20 protein-coding genes and 2 tRNA genes are annotated in these 20,625 nt (G+C 65.6%); 13 read left to right on the top strand and 9 right to left on the bottom strand.

Annotated elements, in window-relative coordinates:
* Window positions 1-32: 32 nt before the first annotated feature.
* Window positions 33-254 (bottom strand): hypothetical protein, encoded by a 222-nt coding sequence (locus KF730_RS08540; protein WP_294093863.1) that lies wholly within the window; start codon window positions 252-254, stop codon window positions 33-35.
* Window positions 255-483: 229 nt separating this feature from the next.
* Here KF730_RS08540 and KF730_RS08535 point away from each other — a divergent pair, with 229 nt between their 5' ends.
* Window positions 484-915, top strand: a complete 432-nt coding sequence (locus KF730_RS08535; protein ID WP_294093862.1) for a DUF456 domain-containing protein — start codon at window positions 484-486, stop codon at window positions 913-915.
* A 69-nt stretch (window positions 916-984) separates the two neighbouring features.
* On the opposite strand, the gene KF730_RS08530 is transcribed toward KF730_RS08535, so the two are convergent.
* Window positions 985-1,058, bottom strand: a tRNA-Cys gene (locus tag KF730_RS08530).
* Window positions 1,059-1,226: 168 nt separating this feature from the next.
* Here KF730_RS08530 and KF730_RS08525 point away from each other — a divergent pair.
* The 10 genes from KF730_RS08525 (at window position 1,227) to KF730_RS08480 (ending at window position 14,765) form a co-directional block, all read left to right on the top strand.
* A complete protein-coding gene (locus tag KF730_RS08525) occupies window positions 1,227-1,907 on the top strand; it encodes a protein-L-isoaspartate O-methyltransferase (RefSeq protein WP_294095808.1) in 681 nt (226 codons plus the stop codon).
* Between the two features lie 17 nt (window positions 1,908-1,924).
* A complete protein-coding gene (locus KF730_RS08520) occupies window positions 1,925-3,490 on the top strand; it encodes a TolC family outer membrane protein (RefSeq protein WP_294093861.1) in 1,566 nt (521 codons plus the stop codon).
* Window positions 3,491-3,542: 52 nt separating this feature from the next.
* A complete protein-coding gene (locus KF730_RS08515) occupies window positions 3,543-4,022 on the top strand; it encodes a DUF2497 domain-containing protein (RefSeq protein WP_294093859.1) in 480 nt (159 codons plus the stop codon).
* Window positions 4,023-4,178: 156 nt separating this feature from the next.
* Window positions 4,179-6,215, top strand: coding sequence for a S9 family peptidase (locus KF730_RS08510; RefSeq protein ID WP_294093857.1), 2,037 nt, complete (start codon window positions 4,179-4,181; stop codon window positions 6,213-6,215).
* Between the two features lie 124 nt (window positions 6,216-6,339).
* The gene (locus tag KF730_RS08505) at window positions 6,340-9,165 is read left to right on the top strand and encodes a valine--tRNA ligase (RefSeq protein WP_294093855.1); all 2,826 of its coding nucleotides are present in this window, start codon (window positions 6,340-6,342) and stop codon (window positions 9,163-9,165) included.
* A 110-nt stretch (window positions 9,166-9,275) separates the two neighbouring features.
* On the top strand, window positions 9,276-10,322 hold the full coding sequence (locus KF730_RS08500; protein WP_294093853.1) for a choice-of-anchor A family protein: 1,047 nt from the start codon (window positions 9,276-9,278) through the stop codon (window positions 10,320-10,322).
* A 53-nt stretch (window positions 10,323-10,375) separates the two neighbouring features.
* The gene (gene hemB / locus KF730_RS08495) at window positions 10,376-11,362 is read left to right on the top strand and encodes a porphobilinogen synthase (protein ID WP_294093852.1); all 987 of its coding nucleotides are present in this window, start codon (window positions 10,376-10,378) and stop codon (window positions 11,360-11,362) included.
* Between the two features lie 12 nt (window positions 11,363-11,374).
* Window positions 11,375-11,908, top strand: coding sequence for a GNAT family N-acetyltransferase (locus KF730_RS08490; protein ID WP_294093850.1), 534 nt, complete (start codon window positions 11,375-11,377; stop codon window positions 11,906-11,908).
* Entirely contained in the window at window positions 11,905-12,426 is a 522-nt protein-coding gene (locus tag KF730_RS08485; RefSeq protein WP_294093847.1) for a GNAT family N-acetyltransferase, read from the top strand. Before KF730_RS08490 ends, KF730_RS08485 begins: the two co-directional genes overlap by 4 nt.
* Window positions 12,427-12,485: 59 nt before the next feature.
* Window positions 12,486-14,765, top strand: coding sequence for a fused MFS/spermidine synthase (locus KF730_RS08480; protein ID WP_294093845.1), 2,280 nt, complete (start codon window positions 12,486-12,488; stop codon window positions 14,763-14,765).
* Here the strand turns inward: KF730_RS08480 and KF730_RS08475 are convergent.
* Window positions 14,762-15,253: a hypothetical protein gene (locus KF730_RS08475; protein WP_294093843.1), complete on the bottom strand. Its 492-nt coding sequence runs from the start codon at window positions 15,251-15,253 to the stop codon at window positions 14,762-14,764. The two genes, KF730_RS08480 and KF730_RS08475, sit on opposite strands and share 4 nt — an antisense overlap.
* Window positions 15,254-15,337: 84 nt before the next feature.
* Here KF730_RS08475 and KF730_RS08470 point away from each other — a divergent pair.
* Window positions 15,338-15,414 (top strand) — tRNA-Arg (locus tag KF730_RS08470).
* A gap of 102 nt (window positions 15,415-15,516) precedes the next feature.
* Here the strand turns inward: KF730_RS08470 and KF730_RS08465 are convergent.
* On the bottom strand, window positions 15,517-15,801 hold the full coding sequence (locus KF730_RS08465) for an antibiotic biosynthesis monooxygenase (protein ID WP_294093841.1): 285 nt from the start codon (window positions 15,799-15,801) through the stop codon (window positions 15,517-15,519).
* Window positions 15,802-15,898: 97 nt separating this feature from the next.
* Window positions 15,899-16,264: a nuclear transport factor 2 family protein gene (locus KF730_RS08460; protein ID WP_294093839.1), complete on the bottom strand. Its 366-nt coding sequence runs from the start codon at window positions 16,262-16,264 to the stop codon at window positions 15,899-15,901.
* A gap of 110 nt (window positions 16,265-16,374) precedes the next feature.
* Here KF730_RS08460 and KF730_RS08455 point away from each other — a divergent pair, with 110 nt between their 5' ends.
* Complete coding sequence (locus KF730_RS08455) at window positions 16,375-16,953, top strand: TetR/AcrR family transcriptional regulator (RefSeq protein WP_294093838.1); 579 nt, start codon at window positions 16,375-16,377, stop codon at window positions 16,951-16,953.
* A gap of 102 nt (window positions 16,954-17,055) precedes the next feature.
* On the opposite strand, the gene KF730_RS08450 is transcribed toward KF730_RS08455, so the two are convergent.
* The 4 genes from KF730_RS08450 to KF730_RS08435 form a co-directional block, all read right to left on the bottom strand.
* Window positions 17,056-17,430, bottom strand: coding sequence for a hypothetical protein (locus tag KF730_RS08450; protein ID WP_294093836.1), 375 nt, complete (start codon window positions 17,428-17,430; stop codon window positions 17,056-17,058).
* A 186-nt stretch (window positions 17,431-17,616) separates the two neighbouring features.
* Entirely contained in the window at window positions 17,617-18,921 is a 1,305-nt protein-coding gene (locus KF730_RS08445; protein ID WP_294093834.1) for an ATP-binding protein, read from the bottom strand.
* Between the two features lie 72 nt (window positions 18,922-18,993).
* Window positions 18,994-19,206, bottom strand: coding sequence for a hypothetical protein (locus tag KF730_RS08440; RefSeq protein WP_294093832.1), 213 nt, complete (start codon window positions 19,204-19,206; stop codon window positions 18,994-18,996).
* A 65-nt stretch (window positions 19,207-19,271) separates the two neighbouring features.
* A complete protein-coding gene (locus KF730_RS08435) occupies window positions 19,272-20,519 on the bottom strand; it encodes an N-succinylarginine dihydrolase (protein ID WP_294093829.1) in 1,248 nt (415 codons plus the stop codon).
* Window positions 20,520-20,625: the final 106 nt, after the last annotated feature.

The raw sequence follows: 20,625 nt of genomic DNA, 5'->3' as shown, positions 1-20,625 counted from the left end.
CCATACCGGAGCAGGCGCGCGGGGCAAGATGCTCAGGCGGCGAGCGGCACCGCGTAAGGCGGGCGGCGCAGCGCGCTGATGCCGGTGCTGGCACCCGCGATCAGCGGCAGCGCCGTCGCGCAGAACGCGCATTCGGCGGTCATGCGGCCGATCATCCATTGCGTGTTGCCGCAGCCCGGGCAGTGGTTCGTCTCATGTGGACGATACGCGACTCGATAGCCGGAATGAGCCTGGCGGATGCCGAAATCGTACATTCGTCGTCTCCCTCACCAATCGCGGAATCAACGGCGCGGAGTCGTGGTTTGTTCCGCAGGCGGGTCGAAACGGTTCCGGCGAGGCGTGTTTCGCCGGCGATGAGTGGCGCGAAAGCCACAGCGTTACGTGAACGTCAGCTAACAGCGCCGTTCAGCATCGTTGCACCCGCGAAACCCTAAACAGACATCAACGGGCAACATCTCACGCACGCCCCGGAGGAGAATGACGATGAAGACGCTTTTCGCAGCCGCACTGACAGCCACCGTCGCCCTCGCGGGCGTTTCGGCCACCCCCGCCGCCGCGCAGGATTATGGCTATTCGCGCTACGACAATCGCGGTGATTATGGCCGCGGCTATCGCGACGACCGCAGCGGGTATGACAATTACGACCGCCGCGGGTATGACAATTACGACCGTGGCTATTATGACAATCGCGGTTATCGCGGCCATCGCCGGGGCGTGCAGCGCTGCGGCAGCGGCACGACCGGCGCGATCATCGGCGGCGTGCTCGGCGCGCTGATCGGCGGCGAAGTCGGGCGTGGCAGCGGCTATTACGACAAGCGCAGCGGCACCGGCACGATCGTCGGCGCGGGCGCCGGCGCGCTGATCGGCCGCGAACTCGATCGCGGCTGCGACAACAGCCGCGGCTATCGCCGCTAAGCCCGGCTACCGAATCGAAAGCGCCCGCGAACCTCAGGTCCGCGGGCGCTTTTTCGTGTCCGTTCCGGATGGAGGCCCGACCGGGAATCGAACCCGGGTGCAAGGATTTGCAGTCCTCTGCGTCACCACTCCGCCATCGGGCCATTCCCAGGCAGGCGGCGGGGAATGCGCAGGGCCGTTGCCGCCTGTCAACATTGCACTGCAAAAATTGCTTCTTACTTCGCTTGGCGAGAAGGACGGCACGCGATACAAGCGCCGAAACCAAGAAGTGTATTGCGCGACTAATACGGTTGTGCGACAGAAGCGGAGTGATGATGACCCTCTCGGCTGAACCCGCGCCCGTCGAAGCTGACCGCGAGGCGATGCGCCATGCGATGGTGGCGAGCCAACTGCGGACCAACGCCGTCAACGACGCGCGCGTCGTCGAGGCGATGGCGCAGGTGCCGCGCGAAGCGTTCCTGCCGCCCGAGCATCGCGGCATCGCCTATCGCGACACGCTGCTGCCGCTCGGCAATGGCCGCAAGCACAACAGCCCGCTGGCGACCGGACGGCTGCTGACCGAGGCCGCGATCCTGCCGAGCGACCATGTGCTGCTGATCGGCGCGGCGGGCGGCTATGCCGCGGCGCTGCTGGCGCGGATCGCCGGTTCGGTGGTCGCGCTGGAGGAGGACGACACGCTGGTCGCCACCGCGCGCGGCGCGCTGGCCGGCATCGCCAATGTCGATCTGGTCCAAGGGCCGCTGAACGCCGGCTGGGCCAAGGGTGGTCCGTATGATCTGATCGTGATCGACGGCGCCGTCGAGCAGCTCACCGAAAAGCTGCTGCAGCAGATCAAGCCCGGGGGCCGGATCGTCTCGGGAATCGCCGATCGCGGCATCACCCGGCTGGCCTCTGGCCGCCGCACCGATGGCGGCTTCGGCATGATGGACTTTATCGATCTGGAATGTGCATTACTGCCTGGTTTCGCCCGCCTACGGACCTTTCAATTCTGACGTAAGAAGACAAGAAGATGCGATTTTCCACTCTGCTCCTGGGCGTGAGCCTGACCGCGATTGCCGTGCCTGCCGCCGCGCAGACCACGACGACGCGTGCAGGCACGACGAAAACCGTGACGGTGACCACCGCCACGCCGGCTCCCGCCGAAGTGCCGCCGCAGCCGACGACGACGCTGCGCGACGCGCTGGTCGCCACCTATAATACCAATCCCGACCTGCAGGGCGAACGCGCGACGCTGCGCGCCAATGACGAGAATGTGCCGATCGCGCGTGCGCAGGGCCTGCCGGGCGTCGGCGCGACGAGCTCGTTCAGCCAAAGCGTTTACGATACTGGCCCGGGCACCTCGCCGTCGCGGCGCGGCACGCTCGGCGTCGATCTGTCGGTGCCGGTATTCAGTGGTGGTTCGGTGCGTAATTCGGTGCGCGCGGCGGAAACCCGTATCGAGGCCGGCCGCGCCAATCTACGCGGGGCCGAGGCGGACATCTTCACCCAGGCGGTGACGGTCTATGTCGATGTGCTGCGCGACGAATCGATCGTCCGCCTCAATCAGGCGAACGTGCGGGCGCTGAGCGTCAACCTGCAGGCGACGCGCGACCGCTTCGAAGTGGGCGACCTGACCCGTACCGACGTGGCGCAGTCCGAAGCGCGGCTGGCGCTGGCGCAGAGCCAGTTGCGTCAGGCCGAAGCGCGCCTGATCGGCAGCCGCGAGAATTATATCCGCGTCGTCGGCACGCCCCCCGGCGTGCTTGCCCAGCCGCCGGCGCTGCCCAATCTACCCGACGATGTCGTGGTGGCCGAGGACACCGCGCTCGCCAACAATCCCAATCTCGAAGCCGCGCAGAAGCAGCGCGACGCGACGCGCTTCGACATCGACGTCGCCAAGGCGAGCCGCTTGCCGCAGGTCAGCGTTGGCGTGGGTGGCGACTATTATAATTATCTCGGCTCGGTGCCGAGCGCGGCGGCGATCAATCGCGATGGCTTCTCGACCACGCTGGGCGCGAACCTCAAGCTTCCGCTGTTCCAGGGCGGCCGTCCGGCGGCGCTGGTCCGTCAGGCACAGGCACGGCGGGCCGCGGCGATCGAGGGCGTAACCTTCGCCGAGCGCGGCGTGATCGCGCAGGCGCGTTCGGCCTACGCCAATTACCAGTCATCGCTGCGCGTGATCGAATCGTCGCGTGTCGCGGTCGAGGCCAACCGGCTGTCGCTGGAGGGCGTCCGCGCCGAGAACAGCGTCGGCACCCGGACGATCCTCGACATCCTCAACGCCGAGCAGGAACTGCTCAACTCGCAGGTTCAGTATGTTACCGCCGAGCGCGACGCCTATGTCGCCGGCTTCACGCTGCTGGCGGTGATGGGCCGCGCCGAGGCGGAGGATCTGGGGCTCGAAGGCGGTCCGCTCTACGATCCGGTCGCGAACTACAAGCGCGTGCGCGGCAAGAGCTGGGATTGGGGCGACGACAAGGATCCGGAAGCGGTGGGCACCAGCACCCGCGGTTCGCCGCGGCAAACGCCCGATGTGAGTGCTCCGCTCGATCCGCTCTTGCAGCGCCCGGTTGACAGCACCCGTACAAATCCCTGATTGAGCGGGCGCTTCTATAAGGTGCAGGGGGCGTTAGGGGAGTAGGCGCCGGATGGGTGATATCAGTACCGAGCCGTCGATGGAGGAGATCCTCTCCTCGATCAAACGCATCATCGCCGAAGAGGGCGATGCGGCGGTATCGACACGCACCCGTCGCGGCGGCCGCACCGGCCAGGCCGTGACACCGCGCGCCGATGTCGACGAGGTGCTGGAGCTCAGCGAGCCGGTTGCCGACGAACTCCCTGCAATCAAGCAGGAAAAGCCGATGCCGATGGGTGCCCCCACGCCGCCCGAGCCGATGCGGCCGGCCGATCCGATCCTTTCCGAACGCACCGCCGAGGCGACCCGCGGGCCGCTGGAAGCGCTGTCGCGGATGGTGGTGAAGCCCGAGGTGGCCGGTTCGGACACGCTCGAAGGGCTGGTACGCGAGTTGCTCAAGCCGATGCTCAGCGAATGGCTCGACGCCAATCTGCCGCAGGTCGTCGAATCGATGGTCGCCAAAGAAATTTCGCGGATCACCGGGCGGGATTAGGCCTCCGGCCTGCCGGTCCCCCTGCGAAAGCAGGGGTCCAGAGCCAAGGAGCAGTTCGTTTGTGATCCTGGGCTCCTGCTTTCGCAGGAGAACCGGTGACGGTTGGCGACGAGTTGCGATTGTATCCATCGCAACCATCTGCTCTAAACCCGTGCCATGAAGCACATCCTGCTCGCGGGCGTTGCGCTCGCTTTCGCCGCCGTCCCCGCCACGGCCCGTGACCTCACCATCCAGGACGTCGCGACGCTGTCGCGCGTGGGCGCGCCGGTGGTGTCGCCCGACGGCAAATGGCTGGTCTGGCAGCAGCGCGAGACCGATCTGCCCGCGAACAAGGGTCGCTACGATCTGTGGAAGCTCGATCTGGTCACCAAAGGGGCGGTCCCCGAGAAGCTGGTGGCGGAAGCCGACGTCAACGAAACCGGCCCGCAGTTCGGCGTCAATGGCCGCGTCTACTTCCAGTCGGACAAGGGTGGCGAGGACAGCGTCCGCTCGATCGCGATCACCGGCGGCGACCAGGCGGAGGTGGCGGCGCCTGCGGGCGGCTTCAGCGGCTTCAAGCTCTCGCCCGATGGCCAGAAGCTGCTGTTCTGGGCCGACCGCAAGCCCGGCGCGCCGGGAATCGAGCCGGCGATGATCAAGAAGGACGCCAATGCTGGTTCCGGCCGGACCTATGACCAGCTCTTCATTCGCCATTGGGATACATGGTCGAACGGCGACCGTTCGCAACTGTTCGTGGTGCCGATCGCCGATCCGACCAAGTCGGTCGCGATCGCCCCGCAACTGGTCGGCGACACGCCGTCCAAGCCGTTTGGCGGCGGCGAGGAGCTGGCGTGGAGCGCGGACAGCAAGACCGTCTATTTCGCGCTGCGCGAAGCCGGGCGGATCGAAGCGACCTCGACCAACCTCGATATCTTCTCGGCTCCGGCTGACGGCTCCTCGGCGCCGGTCAACCTGACCGCCGACAATGACGGGATGGACAATCTTCCGACCGTCTCGCCCGACGGCAAATGGCTGGCCTATTTCGCGATGGCGCGCGCCGGCTATGAGGCCGATCGCCAGGTGCTGATGCTGCGCGACCTGACCAACGGCACCACCAAGGCGCTGACCGAGGCATGGGACCGTTCGGTGGCGAGCATCGCCTGGAGCCCGGACGGCAAGAAGATCTACGTGACCGCGCAGGATACGCAGGAAGAACCGATCTTCACGGTCGATCCCAAGAGCGGCAAGGTGACGCGGCTGACCCAGCAGGGCGTGGTATCGGCGGTGGTGCCGACCAGGGACGGCGCGGTGTTCAGCATGAACAGCCTGCTCGGGCCCGACGATTTCTATCAGTTGAAGGGCAAGGCGCAGACGCGGCTGACCAACGTCAACGCGTCGAAACTCGCCGGCATCGACCTGCCCAAGGTCGAGCGCTTCAGCTTCACCGGTGCTAACAACGACACCGTCTGGGGCTATGCGGTGCGCCCGGCGAACCTGCCCGAGGGCCAGAAGGCACCGCTGGCCTTCATCGTCCATGGCGGCCCGCAGGGATCGAGCAACAATAGCTGGTCGTATCGCTGGAACCCGGCGGTATTCGCGGGCGCGGGTTATGCAGTGGTATCGGTCGATTTCCACGGCTCGACCGGCTACGGCCAGAAGTTCAGCGACGACATCCGCAACAATTGGGGCGGCTGGCCGCTCGAGGACCTGCAAAAGGGCCTCGCCGCCGCCGAGCAGAAATTCACCTGGTTGGACGGCAATAATGCCTGCGCGCTCGGTGCTTCCTATGGCGGCTATATGATGAACTGGATCGCCGGCCAGTGGACCGACAAGTTCAAATGCCTCGTCCAGCATGACGGCGTCTTCGATGCCCGCGCCATGGCCTATGAGACCGAGGAATTGTGGTTCGACGAGTGGGAGCATGGCGGCAAGGCCTATTATGAGGACCCGGCCGCGTTCGAGAAATGGAACCCGGTCAATCATGTCGACAAGTGGAAGACGCCGATGCTGGTGATCACCAGCGAGAAGGACTTCCGCATTCCCTATACGCAGGGGATCGCATCGTTCACCGCGTTGCAGCGGCGCGAAATCCCCTCGAAGCTGCTGGTGTTCCCGGACGAGAACCATTGGGTGCTCAAGCCGAAGAACTCGATGCAATGGTACGGCACGGTGCTGCCATGGCTGGGGCAGTGGACGGGTAAGGCTTCGAAGTAAGCAGTTCTCCTGCGAAAGCAGGAGCCCAGAGCCCAGAGCGGTGCGCCCTGTAATCCTGGACTCCTGCTTTCGCAGGAGAACAGGTGGGGGTGACGCGCGGAATTGCGCTGGCTAAGAGCCGCGTATGTCCGAGCTCCCCAAAACCTTCGACCCCGCCGAAATCGAAACCCGCTGGTACCAGCATTGGGAAGAAAAGGGCCTGTTCGCGCCCGAGCGACCGGGTGCCGATCCGTGGACGCTCGTCAATCCGCCGCCCAACGTTACTGGCAGCCTCCATATCGGCCATGCGCTCGATAACACGCTGCAAGACATCCTCGTCCGCCACGCGCGGCTGAAGGGCAAGGATGCGCGCTGGGTGGTCGGCACCGATCACGCCGGCATCGCCACGCAGATGGTGGTCGAGCGCCAGCTCAATGCGCTCCAGCAGAAGCGCACCGACTTCAGCCGCGAGGAATTCGTGGCGAAGGTGTGGGAGTGGAAGGAAGAGAGCGGGGGCGAGATCACCCAGCAGCTTCGCCGGCTCGGCTGCTCGATGGACTGGGCGAACGAGCGCTTCACCATGGACGAGGGCTTTTCGAAGGCCGTGCTCAAGGTGTTCGTCGAGCTCTACAATCAGGGCTTGCTCTATCGCGACAAGAGGCTGGTGAACTGGGATCCGGGTTTGGGCACCGCGATTTCCGATCTCGAGGTCGAGACGACCGACACGAAGGGCGGCTTCTGGCGGCTGCGCTATCCGCTGGCCGATGGCAGCGGCGATATCGAAGTCGCGACGACGCGGCCCGAGACGATGCTCGCCGATATGGCGGTGGCCGTGCACCCGGACGATGCGCGCTACACGGCACTGGTCGGCAAGCAGGTCAGGCTGCCGATCACCGGGCGGCTGATCCCGATCATCGCCGACGAGCATGCCGATCCCGAGCTGGGTTCGGGTGCGGTCAAGATCACGCCGGGGCATGACTTCAACGACTTTGAGGTCGGCAAGCGCGCGGGGTTCAAGGCCGGCGAGATGCTCAACATGCTCGATGCCAAGGCGAATATCGCCCAGACCAGCGACGGGCTGATCCCGGCCGAGCTGATCGGCATGGAGCGCTTCGCGGCGCGCAAGGCGGTGGTCGAGCGGCTCAAGGCCGAGGGTTTCCTGATCCCGCATATCGACAAGGACGGCGTGGAGCATGACGCCGAACCGCGCGTGATCGCGACGCCCTATGGCGACCGTTCGGGTGTGGTGATCGAGCCGTGGCTGACCGACCAATGGTATGTCGATGCGGCGACCCTGGCCAAGCCGGCGATCGAGGCGGTGCGCTCGGGCGCGACCAAGATCGTGCCGAAATCGTGGGAGAAGACGTATTTCAACTGGATGGAGAACATCCAGCCATGGTGCGTCTCGCGGCAGCTGTGGTGGGGGCACCGGATTCCGGCGTGGTTTGGCTTCTCGAAGGAATTTTTCGAGAGAAACGCCGAGCAAAGCTACCAAGACATTGGCTCGCGTATCGTCGGTGGAGCCGAGCAAGCAGATCAGGTTGTGTTCGTCGCGGAGACGGAAGCAGAAGCGCTTGCCGCTGCGCGCGATTATTATGGTTCAGACTATTTCGTCGCGACAGAGCAATCCTTGGTTGGAGGGTTGGAGACGGGCGGCAAGGTCGCTGCAGTTCTTACCCAGGACAGCGACGTCCTCGACACCTGGTTCTCCTCCGCGCTGTGGCCCTTCGCGACGATGGGCTGGCCGGAGGCGGGCGAGTGGCAGAACCGCTACCCGAACGACATCCTCATTTCCGGCTTCGACATCCTGTTCTTCTGGGATGCGCGGATGATGATGCAGGGTTTGCATTTCCTGAAGGAAGTGCCGTTCAAGACCCTGTATCTCCACGGTTTGGTGCGCGCCGCCGATGGCCAGAAAATGTCCAAGTCCAAGGGCAATGTCGTCAATCCGCTGGGGCTGATCGACAGCTATGGCGCCGATGCGCTGCGCTTCTTCATGGCGGCGATGGAGAGCCAGGGCCGCGACATCAAGATGGATGAGCGGCGGATCGAGGGCTATCGCAATTTCGCGACCAAGCTGTGGAACGCGGCGCGCTTCTGCCAGTCGAACGGGATCGGCGCGTCGGCGACGCTGGAGCCGCCCGCGGCGAGCCTCGCGGTCAATCGCTGGATCATCGCCGAGACGGTGGCGTGCGTGCAGGCGCTCGATCTGGCGCTGGCCGATCTGCGCTTCGACGAGGCGGCGAACACGATCTACCAGTTCACCTGGAGCCGCTTCTGCGACTGGTATCTCGAACTGATCAAGCCGGTGCTGCAGGGCGAGGGCGCGGAGGGCGCCGACGAGACCCGCGCGGCGGCGGGCTGGGTGCTCGACCAGATTCTCGTGATGCTCCACCCGTTCATGCCGTTCATCACCGAAGAGCTATGGTCGAAGATGGGTGCGCGCGAGCATGAGCTGATCGTGGCGCAATGGCCGATGGCCGATGCGCGGTCGCTCGATCCGGAAGCGGCGAAGGAAATCGACTGGCTGATCCGGCTGGTGAGCGAAATCCGCGCGGCGCGGACCGAGTTGAACGTGCCGCCGGGCGCGCGATTGCCGATCCATGTCCGCGACGCATCGGAAGTGACACGCACGCGACTGGGGCAACAGCAAGCAGCGCTGGCGCGCCTCGCCCGCGTCGACCAGGCCGAGGGCGATGCGGGCGAGGGCGGTTCGCTCCAGATCGTTGTCGATGAAGCGACCTTTGTCGTACCGCTCGGCGATGTGGTCGACCTCGAAGCCGAGCGCGGCCGTCTGACCAAGGCGATCGCCGCGGCGGAGAAGGAGCGCGACGGGCTCGCCGGTCGCCTGAGCAACCCGAGCTTCGTCGAGCGCGCCAAGCCCGAGGCGGTGGAAAAAGCCAGGGCTGATCACGCCGAGAAGGCGGCGGAGGCGGAGCGACTTTCGGCGGCATTGGCCCGGCTCGGGTAAGCGGGATAGGGGCCGTCTCGATCTGAGGCACCGGTTAACCAACTGTTTCGATTCTCGGGCGGCGGCAACGCCGGTAGTTAGGGAGCGATCCCCAACGCCGAGAAGGTCCGATGCCCAAGAACTTCCTGTTTGCCACCTGCGCGCTCGCCGCGGCTTTCGTCGCGACGCCCGCTTCCGCCCAGGCCATTGCCGGCCTCGACGCGATGCGCGAATGGAACCTGATCGTGCTGGGCGATCTCCAATCCTCGTCCGAGGTGGAGGGGCGTACCTTTGTCGGCGGCAACCTCACCGGCACGTCGTCCAACTATCAGATCCGGCCCGTTGCCAACTCGGCTTACGGCACCCCCGGCCTCACCGTGGTCGGCGACGTCAACGGCAATACCAAGAATCTCAACAACGGCTCGGGCGCGGTCATCGGCGGCAACGTCAATAGCGGCTTCAACCTCAACGGCGCGCCGCAGACGGTTCGCGTCGGCGGCACGATCGCCAACACCAACGTCAATCAAAACACCGTCACATCCGGCCTGACCGCGAGCGATCCGGCGTTCGGCGTGCGGCTCGATCAGCAGCGCAGCCTGCTGACGACGAGCCTGACCGGCCTGTCGAGCAACCTTGGCCAGCTCGAATCAAACAGCGCGATGACGATCAGCGGCAACCGCGGCACCTTCAATGCCCAGCCCGGGGCAAACGGCGTGGCCGTGTTCAACATCAGCGCGGCGGACCTCAACAAGATCGGCGAGATCCAGTTCAACCTGAATGGCGCCGACACCGCGGTCGTCAACGTCAGTGGCACCGATATCCTGCTCAACGACAATTTTCTCGGCGGGACCAACGGGCTTGGCGAGCATGTCATCTGGAATTTCCCCGATGCGAAGACGCTCAACGCGACGACCGCCTGGGGCGGATCGGTGCTCGCGCCGGGCGCCAGCGCGACAACCGGAAACTATATCCAGGGCTCGGCGGTGTTCGGCAGCCTGACCCAGAATGGTGAATTCCATCTTGGCACCTATTCCGGCACCTATGCTCCGCCGACGACGACGCCCGGCGGAGAAACCCCGACGCCGGTGCCCGAAGAGACGCTGGGCCTGTTCGCGCTGGCCGCTGGTGGCCTGCTCTGGGCGATGCGGCGCCGCCGCCGCAAGGAAGCCGCGGCCTGACCGAACCGGCGGGGCGCTTGCAACCGGATGGCCGAGCGCGCAGAGCAGCGCGCATGAGCCAATATCCCGCCCTCCGCCTCCGCCGCACCCGCGCTTCGGCCTGGAGCCGGCGGATGCATGCCGAGACCGTGCTGACCCCCGCCGACCTGATCTGGCCGCTGTTCGTGAACCCGGAAGAGGGCGAGGATCCGATCGCATCGCTTCCGGGCGTGTCGCGCTGGGGCTTGAAGGGCATTGCCGAGCGGGCCAGGGAAGCCGCGGCGCTCGGCATTCCGTGCGTGGCATTGTTTCCGAACACGCCCCGCGAACTCCGCACCGATGACGGGCGCGAGGCGCTCAATCCCGACAATCTGATGTGCCGGGCGATCAAGGCGATCAAGGATGCGGTGCCCGATCTGGGTGTGCTCACCGACGTCGCTCTCGATCCCTATACCGCGCACGGGCACGACGGGCTGGTCGATGCGAGCGGCTATGTGTTGAACGACGCGACCGCCGAAGTGCTGACGCGGCAGGCGCTGGTCCAGGCCGAGGCCGGTGCGGATATCGTCGCGCCCAGCGACATGATGGACGGCCGCGTCGGGCTGATCCGGGCGGCGCTCGAGGATGCCGGGCACGTCAACGTCCAGATCATGGCCTATGCCGCCAAATATGCTTCCGCCTTTTACGGCCCGTTCCGCGACGCGGTCGGCTCGCGCGGGCTGCTCAAGGGCGACAAGAAGACCTATCAGATGGACCCGGCCAATGCCGAGGAAGCGCTACGCGAAGTCGCGCTCGATCTTGCCGAGGGGGCGGACAGCGTGATGGTCAAGCCGGGGCTGCCCTATCTCGACATCATCCTGCGCGTGAAGAGCGAGTTCCAGGTGCCGGTCTTCGCCTATCAGGTGAGCGGCGAATATGCGATGATCGAGGCCGCGGCAGCCGCCGGCGCGGGCGAGCGCGAGGCGCTGGTGCTGGAGACGCTGATGGCGTTCAAGCGCGCGGGCTGCTCGGGCGTGCTCAGCTATCACGCGCCGCTGGCGGCCAAGCTGCTGGGCGCATGATCGAGACCGCCGATGATTGAAACCGAGCGGCTGCGCCTCCGGCCGTGGCGTGAGGAAGACAAGGCCCCGTTCCACGAACTCGCCAATACCCCGGCGATGATGGAACATTTCGGCGGGCCGGTGACGCGCGAGAAGCACGATGCGATCATCGACAAGATGATCGATCAGCAGGCGCGCTTCGGCCATTGCATGTGGCTGGTCGAATTGCGCGATACCGGCGAGATGACAGGGGTCTGCGGCGTCAGGATCGGCGGGCATCCGAATACGCCGGTGCCGGAAGAACTCGAAATCGGCTGGCGGATCGGCGAGAGATTCTGGGGGCGGGGGATCGCCCGCGAGGCCGCCGAGGCCAGCCTGGCGTGGGGCTGGGCGAACACGGGCCGCGCCCGCATCGCCGCATGGACGGTGATCGGCAATAGGCGCAGTTGGGGCCTGATGGAGCGGCTGGGCATGCGACGGCGCGCCGATCTGGATTTCCGCCACCCCGATTATGCCGAAGGAGATCCGTTCGGGGCGATGGTCGTATGGGCGATCGACCGGCCATGATCCTGACCGAGCGCCTGATCCTGCGCGGCTGGGAAGAGCGCGACCGCGCGCCGTTTCACGCGATGGGGCAGGACGAGCGCGTGATGGCGACGCTCGGGCCGTTGCTATGGCGCGACGAGACCGACGCGATGATCGAGCGGATGCAGCGCGTGCTCGATGCCAATGGCTATACCTTCTGGGCGATCGAGCGCCGCGAGGATGGCGCGTTCCTCGGCTTTTGCGGGCTCAAGCCGGGAGCCGAGGAAACGCCGATCGAAGGTGAGGTCGAGATCGGCTGGCGGCTCGCGCACGAGCATTGGGGAAGGGGCTATGCCCGGGAGGCGGCGCAGGCGAGCCTCGACTGGGCATGGAAGAATGGCATCGACTCCGTCGCCGCGATCACCACGCCCGGCAATGTCCGCAGCTGGGGATTGATGGAGCGGCTCGGCATGGTGCGCGCTCCCCAGGACGATTTCGATCACCCCAAGGCGATCGACCGGCTGCGCCAGCACATCACCTATCGCATCGCGCGCCCTTGACGTTAATCGCCGGGCAAGCCAGCGCCGCTTAAGCCTGACCGGCGGGGGAGAATTTGCGCATGACCGACGAACTCGAAGCCGCTCCGCGGAACCGGCTTCACTGGCTGTTCGTCATCGCGATCCTGACCGGATCGTTCCTGCTCTTCCTCGTCCAGCCGATGGTCGCGCGGATGGCGCTGCCCAAGCTGGGCGGCGCGCCCGCCGTGTGGAATTCGGCGATGCTGGTCTATCAGGCGCTGCTGCTGGGCGGATACGCCTATGCGCACTGGCTCGGGCGGGTGCCGCCGCGGATGCAGGCATGGATCCATCTTGGTGTGCTGGCAGTCGCGGCGCTGTGGCTGCCGATCGGCATGATGCGCATGGACCTGCCCGCCGATGCCGAGCCCGCGATCTGGGTGCCATGGCTGCTCGGCGCCTCGATCGGCCCGCTGTTCTTCGCGATCTCGGCACAGGCGCCGTTGCTCCAGCGCTGGTACAGTGTCGCGACCGGCGGGCGCGATCCCTACGCGCTGTACGCCGCGTCCAATATCGGCAGCTTTGGCGGGCTGATCGCCTATCCGTTGCTCGTCGAACCCGGTCTCGCGCTCAACGGGCAGAGCTGGCTGTGGACGGGGGGATACGTCCTCGTCTTCCTGCTGATCGCCGGTTGCGCGACGATGCTGCCGCGGAATGCCAAGGGTACACCGCACGTCCCGCACGAGAGCGAGGCGCCGACGCGCGGGCGCGTGCTCCACTGGATCATGCTCGCCTTCGTCCCGTCGGGCCTGATGCTGGCGACCACCACCTTCCTCACCACCGACATCGTCGCGGTGCCGATGCTGTGGGTGCTGCCGCTGGGGCTGTATCTGCTCAGCTTCTCGGTCGCCTTCTCGGACGATCGCACGATCCCCGATCTGCTCGCCAAATTCGCGCCGGTGACGATCCTGCTGTTCGGCGCGACGATGATCGCCGGGCATCAGAAGCTGGCCTATCTGAACGCGCTGATCGGGTTGCTGCTGCTGTTCGTGGTATCGGTCGCCTGCCACGCCCGGATGTATCAGCTGCGTCCGGCGCCGGACCGGCTGACCGGCTTCTATCTGGCGATGTCGGTGGGCGGGGCGCTGGGCGGCGTGTTCTCGGGCCTGCTCGCGCCGATCATCTTCGACTGGACCTATGAATATCCGCTGCTGATCCTCGCCGCCGGCGCGCTGGTGCCGCAAGCGTTCCTGCTCCCCGCGATCGGGCGGCTATGGGCCGGCACCGCGCAGGAAACGCGGATCAAGTTCCTCGCCTCGGCCTTGGTGGTCGTGCTGATCGTGTGGATCGGCATCACCAATCCCGGCGACATGCTCGGCGAGATGCACGAGCAATTGGCGTTCATGGCCGTGGCGGTTGTCGGTCTGATCGCGACCGGCCGGCGCGCGGCGTACATGGTCGCGCTTGCCGGCGCGCTGTTCCTGTTCGGCGGCTATCGTTCGATCCAGATGTCGCTCGCCGATGCCCGCACCCGCAGCTATTTCGGCGTCTATACCGTCAGCGACTATCGCGACGAGCGCACGCTGGCGCACGGCACCACGGTCCACGGTATCCAGCTCAAGGGCGACCGCTCGCGGCAGCCGACCACCTATTATGTCGCGGGATCAGGTGTTGGACAGGCGATCCTCGCCGCGCCCGAGCTGTACGGTCCCAACGCCCGCATCGGCGTGGTCGGTCTCGGCAGCGGCACGCTCGCCTGCTACGCCCAGCCGGGCCAGAGCTGGCGCTTCTATGAGATCGACCCGGCGATGGTCTCGATCGCCCGCGATTCGGGCAAATTCACCTTCGTGCCGCAATGCCTGCCCGACGTGCCGATCATCATCGGCGACGCCCGGTTGCGGCTGGCACAGGCACCAGCCGGTGGCCTTGATCTGCTCGCGCTCGACGCCTTCTCGTCCGACGCGGTGCCGATGCATCTGCTGACGCGCGAAGCGCTCGCGACCTATGGCCGCGCGCTCAGCGCCAATGGACTGCTGCTGGTCCATATCTCCAACCGCTTCATGGCGCTGGCGCCGATCGTCGCCGCGGCGGCGCGAGACGGCGGATGGCACAGCGCGCAATTGTCATACGTGCCCGATCAGGAATTCGTCGCCCAGTCGACTCGGGACGGCAAGACGGCGGTGGAGCAACAGGATATGGACGCGGGGAGCGCCTCGGAATGGATCGCGCTGAGCCGCGACCGGGCGACGCTGGATCGGCTGATCCGGCGCGGTGGCGGCTGGCGGAAGATGAAACCCTATCCCGGCTTCACGCCCTGGACCGACGATTACGCTTCGGTGCTGCCGGTCATGCGCGTCCTGCACCCGTCGCTGCAGAACGACTAGGCGCCGGCCAGCGCCGCTTCGAGCGCGCCCGAACGGTCCTGCTGCGTGGTCGACAGCGCTTCGGCGCGTGCCACGGCCGCATCGAGCGCGGGGTAGGGCGGCAGTCCCGCGGTACCGCGCTCGATCGCGAGTTCTTCGAGATCGGAAAGCACGGTCAGCACCGGCGCGCGCAGCGTGTCGAGCGTCGAAAGCGCCGCCTGGGCGTCGAGCCAGCGCTCCGAACCTTCCGGAAGCCCCCGCGCGACGGCGATCTTGGCCTCGGCATCCTGCGCGCCGGCGTTGAAGGCGGTCGCGACCCCGTCCAGCTGCGCGGTCAGCTCGGCGATCTTCTTGTCGAGCGCCGCGTCGGGCGTGGCGACGGGCACCGGCCGCACCGGCTCGTCGAGGCTCTGCGATTCGGCGGCGCGGGGCAGCAACGAGGGGTAGCGCGTGGCGCTCTGGGTGCAGCCCGCAAGGGCGACGGCGGCGATCAGGACAAGGCTGCGCATGCCTGACCGTCTATGCCCATGCAAAAGGTGGCGCAACGGGGTTGCGCTATGCGATTTCCGCTTCTAATGACGCCGCTCCAATGCGCGCCCGTAGCTCAGCTGGATAGAGCATCAGACTACGAATCTGAGGGTCGGACGTTCGAATCGTTCCGGGCGCGCCATATAAAGCCCCGCCAAGTCAGCGATTTGGCGGGGCTTTATTGTCTTGAAGTTGAAGTGACTGCGGCCAGCCGCGTGATCGGGCGAGCCTGCGGCGTTTGTCCTCAGAAGGGCTTTTCGGCCTTCTCGGTGCGATAAAGACTTACGGCGACCTGCTTGGGTTGTCTCCCGCGCGGCCCCTTTGCAACCTTGCGCCACGCATCCAGCGTTGCCTGATCGCGCCAGCATTCGAAGAGATTGACGCGTTCCGGATCGACCGCGTCCGCGCTTATGGAAAAATCGAGGCAGCCGTCATACGCCCTCGCGCGTTCGACCATGTCCCTGAAGGCTTCTACGGCGCCGCCTCGCTTCTCAGCATCGGTGCGCGTGTAGCCGGCTATGATAATCATCGGTCTGCTCCTTCTGGCTGGTGCCTGTTCCGGCAGCACGCTGCTGTGCATGGTCCGGGTAGCGAACCCAAAGGGTCGCCGGTTCGCGAACGGCGGGTCAGCCGCCCTTCACATAGCCCAGTCCTTCGACGATCTTTCCGTCGCGGACCCGCATGATATTGATGCCCCGAACGCGATCCTCTTCGCGCTCGCTCCAGCGGAGTTGCCAGCGGATGATGCCGCGTTCACCCATCGCCGAGATCTCCTCAGCCTGGAAGACAAGGTTCGCGGACGACGCCACTGCCTTCCAGAAGGCGAGACAAGCTTCACGCCCTTCGTAGCGCGCCCCATCCGGGGCCGGCGTCGTATTTTCGAGAACGCAGCCCTCACCGATAAGAGCATCGAGGTCGTTGGGGCGATGCTTCTCGAATGCATTATGGAAGCGTTCCACGATTTCGCGGGTGCCTTGGCTATCACTGGTCACTTTTTACCTCCTCGTACGAAGGGGCGCTCATCGATGGCGCGCCTGAAGTAGTTGTACAGAACGGTCTGTATATCAGTTGACTAGACAGACCTGTCTGCTAGAGTCAAGCGATGAATGAGAGAAAATCGACGGGCCAGGGTGAAGCGGGGTTTGCGCGTCGCCGTTTGCTCGACACCGCGACACGGCTCTTTTACGAACTGGGCATCCATGCCGTCGGCATCGACCGCATCATCGCCGAAGCCGGCGTCGCCAAGGCGACTTTCTATAAGCATTTCCCCTCCAAGAACGACCTTGTTGTCGCCTATCTGGAAGAAATCGACCGGCTCGGCCGCTCGGCAGTGGCCGCGCTTCCGAAGCAACCGCCCCGGAAAATGGTGTCCGCTATCATGGGGCGTATCAGCGAGGCTGTGACCGCTGGAGGGTGGCGGGGATGTCCGTTTCTCAACGCTGCGGCCGAATATCCCGACCCAGCCAGCGCTGTGCGGCAGGCGATCAAAGCGCGCCGCATGTGGTATCACAACAGCCTCGAAAGCCTCCTCGCGGAGGATGGCGATCCAGCTCCGCGTGTCACCGCCTCCCTTCTCGTCGCGCTTTCAGACGGATTGTTGGAAGGCGCTTATCTGGACGATGACGAAAACGTCCCCGCTCTTGTCCGCGAGGCTGTGACGAGAATGCTGGACCGCCGATAAAGCCGCTCTTCGGCCAATTAGCACCTGGCTAGGCCAATTCCTCGCTCTCCGGCGTCCAACCTGACGCCGATGAACCGGGTGGGAGCATCATCAGCCGAGATTTCAGAGTTTGCTTCCGCGAGCCGCCGCCGTCACGAAGGCCGATGTGAACAGTAAATGGATAATCAGAAATAGCTTGGCGATGTCCCGGGCTTCACCGCTGACGACACCCCAAATGTCATTCGCGGCGACGGCGCCGAAGCCGACGATGTTCGCGATCATGACGACGCGGAGCATGGAGGCCCCGGCATTTCGCGACAGCCAGTTTAGCGCGGCAATACCAAGGAACGGCCCGCCGAGAAGCCGCAGCAGCGCAAGCAACTCGGGTGCAGCATCCGCCGGCACCGCGCCTCTTCCGAACTGTAGCGGAAAGAACGTCAGCGCGAGGCCGACAAAGGCCAGGTAACATGCAGACAGGGTAAGCGTCACTTTGGTCATAGGGCCTCCCAAGGCCGATAGCCGAGTTCCGATCAACGCTTCAGCGGCAGACCGCATCCCGCCTACTTCGACTCTTGTTTGAACCGAACTTAGCGCGGTCATGATGATACCGGTAGCTATAGCCGTCATCCCGACGGAAGCTGGGGTATTATGCGGCTTGAGACCCCAGCTTTAGCTGGGATGACCTCAGGCCGTCGGCGGCGTGGCAGGCAGGATCACCGTCACCCGCAGACCGCCGATCGGCGAGCGGCTGGCTTCGATACGGCCGTGATGCGCCTCGACGATCGCGCGGGCGGTGGCGAGGCCGAGGCCCGATTCCGCGGCCGAATCCTCGGGCCGATCCGAGCTGCGATAAAAGGGCTCGAACAGCCGCTGGGCGAGCATCACGTCGATCCCCGGCGCATTGTCGTCAATGATCAGCCGCCATGCGTCGCGCGAGCTTTCGAGGCCGAGGACGATGCGGCCATTCTGCGGCGTGTAGCGCAGCGAATTGTCGATCAACGCGCCGAACAACTGCTCGATGCGGGCGCCGTCCCACTTCACCAGGATGGTGTATTCGGGAAGCGTGCTGGTCTCGAGGCGGACCTTCTGGCCCTCGGCGCGCTTCTTGTGCGTCCAGATCGCATTGTGGATCAACGCACGCGGATCGACCTGGGCGAAATTGACCGGCAGGCGGCCGAGATCGGCCAGCGCGATGGCGCTGAGGTCCTCGGCCATATGGATCAGCCGGTGGGTGTCTTCCTCGATCCCCGCCAGCAATTCGGGCCGTATCGCTGGCTCGACCTTGCACAGCTCGATGAAATGCTCGCCCATATTCTCGGCAGGGCGCTTCAATTCGTCGGAGATCGACACCAGCCAGGTGCGGCGCGCGGTCTCCAGCCGGTTGAACTGGCTGGCGATGCGATGAAGATTGCGCATCGTCGCCACGGTCTCGGGCGGGCCGTCCTCCTCGAAATCGATCTCGTGATCGCCATGCACGACTTCGCGGCTCAGCCGGTAGAGCTCGAGCTGCGGCTTGGTCCAGCGGCGGGCAAAGACATAGGCGGCGAGCAGCATCGCGGTGAACAGCCCCAGCACGATCACGCCGATCCCGCCATATTGGATGGCGAGATAGTGTCTGTCCGCCTCGGTCAGCTCGGCGCGCTTGACCAGCCGGGCGGTGGCGATGGTCTGGCCATCGACCTGCACCGGACGCTCCATGACCGGAGCGCTGCCAGGGCCGGCGATCAGCTGGCCCTGGGCATTGACGAGCGAGACACGGCCGCCGAGCCGGGTGGGATCGAGTTCGTTGACCAGCCGGTCGAGCGGCTGCCCCGCGCGCGCGGCCTGCGCCGCGGCCAGCGCGAAGCCCTCCAGCCGGTCGCGGTCGCGCGCTTCGACCTGAAACGCGCTGGTCTGATGCAGGAACAGCACCAGCGCCCCGCCCGGGACTACCGAGACGAGCAGCGCCTGCGCGGCGAGAGTGGTGAAAATTCCGGGAAACAGGCGCAAATTCAAACTCCCCCGCCCAACGGGCCGGCCCCGACCCGGTTAGCGCCCCCCGTGGCGCCGCACAATCGCCGATCAATCGACGACATCGAATGTATCCAGTATCTTGCCGCCCGCCATGAACACGGCGATCGGGCACAGCGCGAAGAACACCCAGCCCATCGTGCCGGGATAGAGCTTCATATAATGGACGCCGCGCTCCGTTGCGCCGGTCGCCAGGCCATAGATGATCAGATAGGCCTCGAACTTGGTCTTGATCTGAAAAAGGCGGCCGATGCGTGCGAACATGCCGAAAGGTTACGCAAGTGCCGGGCCAATCGCGGATTTGCGTGATTTCGGGTTAAGCGATGTGGTTACCTGTCAATTAATTCGACGATTCTGAGCATTTCGAGGAGCTTTTCGCGGGCGGTTTCGATCCGCGCGATGAGCGCGGGATCGCCGATCTGCTCCTGCGCGATCGTTTCGGGCCAATAGGTTTCGATGACCGCCGCGATCGCGTCGAGCCTGGTATCGTCGACGAGGAAGCGTGGATCGATGGTGACGGCATCGGCGACCACGCGCAGCCGCAGGCACGCCGGACCGCCGCCATTGGCCATCGACTGGCGGACATCGACCACCGCCAGCCGCCGGATCGGACCATTGCCGGCGACATGCGCCTGAAGCCAGTTCCACACGCTTGGCGTATCGCGGGCTTCAGCCGGAAGGATGAGCGCCATCTCACCGGAGGGCAGGGTGACCAATTGCGCATTGAACAGATAGGAGCGGATCGCGTCTTCGAGGCTGACCTGAGCGGCGGGCACTTCGACGATCTCGACCCCGGGCAGTGCCGCGCGGAGATCGGTGAAGAAGTTTTCCTTGTCCGCGAAGGCCTGTTCGTGCGCGAACAGCACCCGGCCATTGGCGACGGCGACGACATCGTTGTGGAAGGCGCCGGCGGCGATGGCCTCGTCGGACTGGCGGACGAACAGCGCCTGCTTCACGCCGTGCACGCGGGCGATCGCGGCACTGGCCTCGCGGTGCTGGCGAGCGGGGAAGGGGCCGCCCGCCTCGCCATAGACGAAGACCTCTACGCCCGGCGCATCGTGCGACGCGGCCAGCCGCATATGATTGGCCGCGCCTTCGTCGCCGAACGGGGCGGGGACCGGGCCGTGGACCGCGAAGGCGGGATTGGCGAAGGCCAGCCGCAATTGCGCCAGCGTTTCGGGCCATTCGTGACTGCGATGCGGCATGGTGACGAGGTTGGCGACGGTGAGGTGGCAGCGGCCGTCTTCGGTATCGGGCGCCGGGGAGACCGTCGCGGCGTTGGCAGCCCACATCGGCGATGCGGACAGCGCCTGTGCCTGCAGATGGGGTGCCGCATCGGCATAATTGGTGCCGAGGCTTGCCAGCCAATGACGATCGGGACGGGCATGGGGCAGCAGGACGCCCTGGATCAGTCCCAGCGCGATATTGGCGCGCATCTTGGCCACGCCTTCCAGCGCGGCGGCGCGCGGCCGCGATACGAGGCCGCGGTTTCTGGTCGCCGCAAGGTTGCCGTGGCTGAGGCCGGCATAGTTATGGCTGGGGCCGATAATGCCGTCGAAGTTGATTTCGGTCTGCATGGTGCCGCTTGAAAAGGAGGATGCCACTGGCTAGCTGAAAGCCGAGGCCACGTCCTCCCCCAAACCGAAAATGGGTATCAAGTCCGGGACGGCCCGGCCCTTTTGC

Source organism: Sphingomonas sp., assembly GCF_019635515.1.
Lineage (GTDB): Bacteria > Pseudomonadota > Alphaproteobacteria > Sphingomonadales > Sphingomonadaceae > Sphingomonas.
Note: the sequence above shows the minus strand (reverse complement) of the source record. Positions and strands in the feature narration are given on the sequence as shown.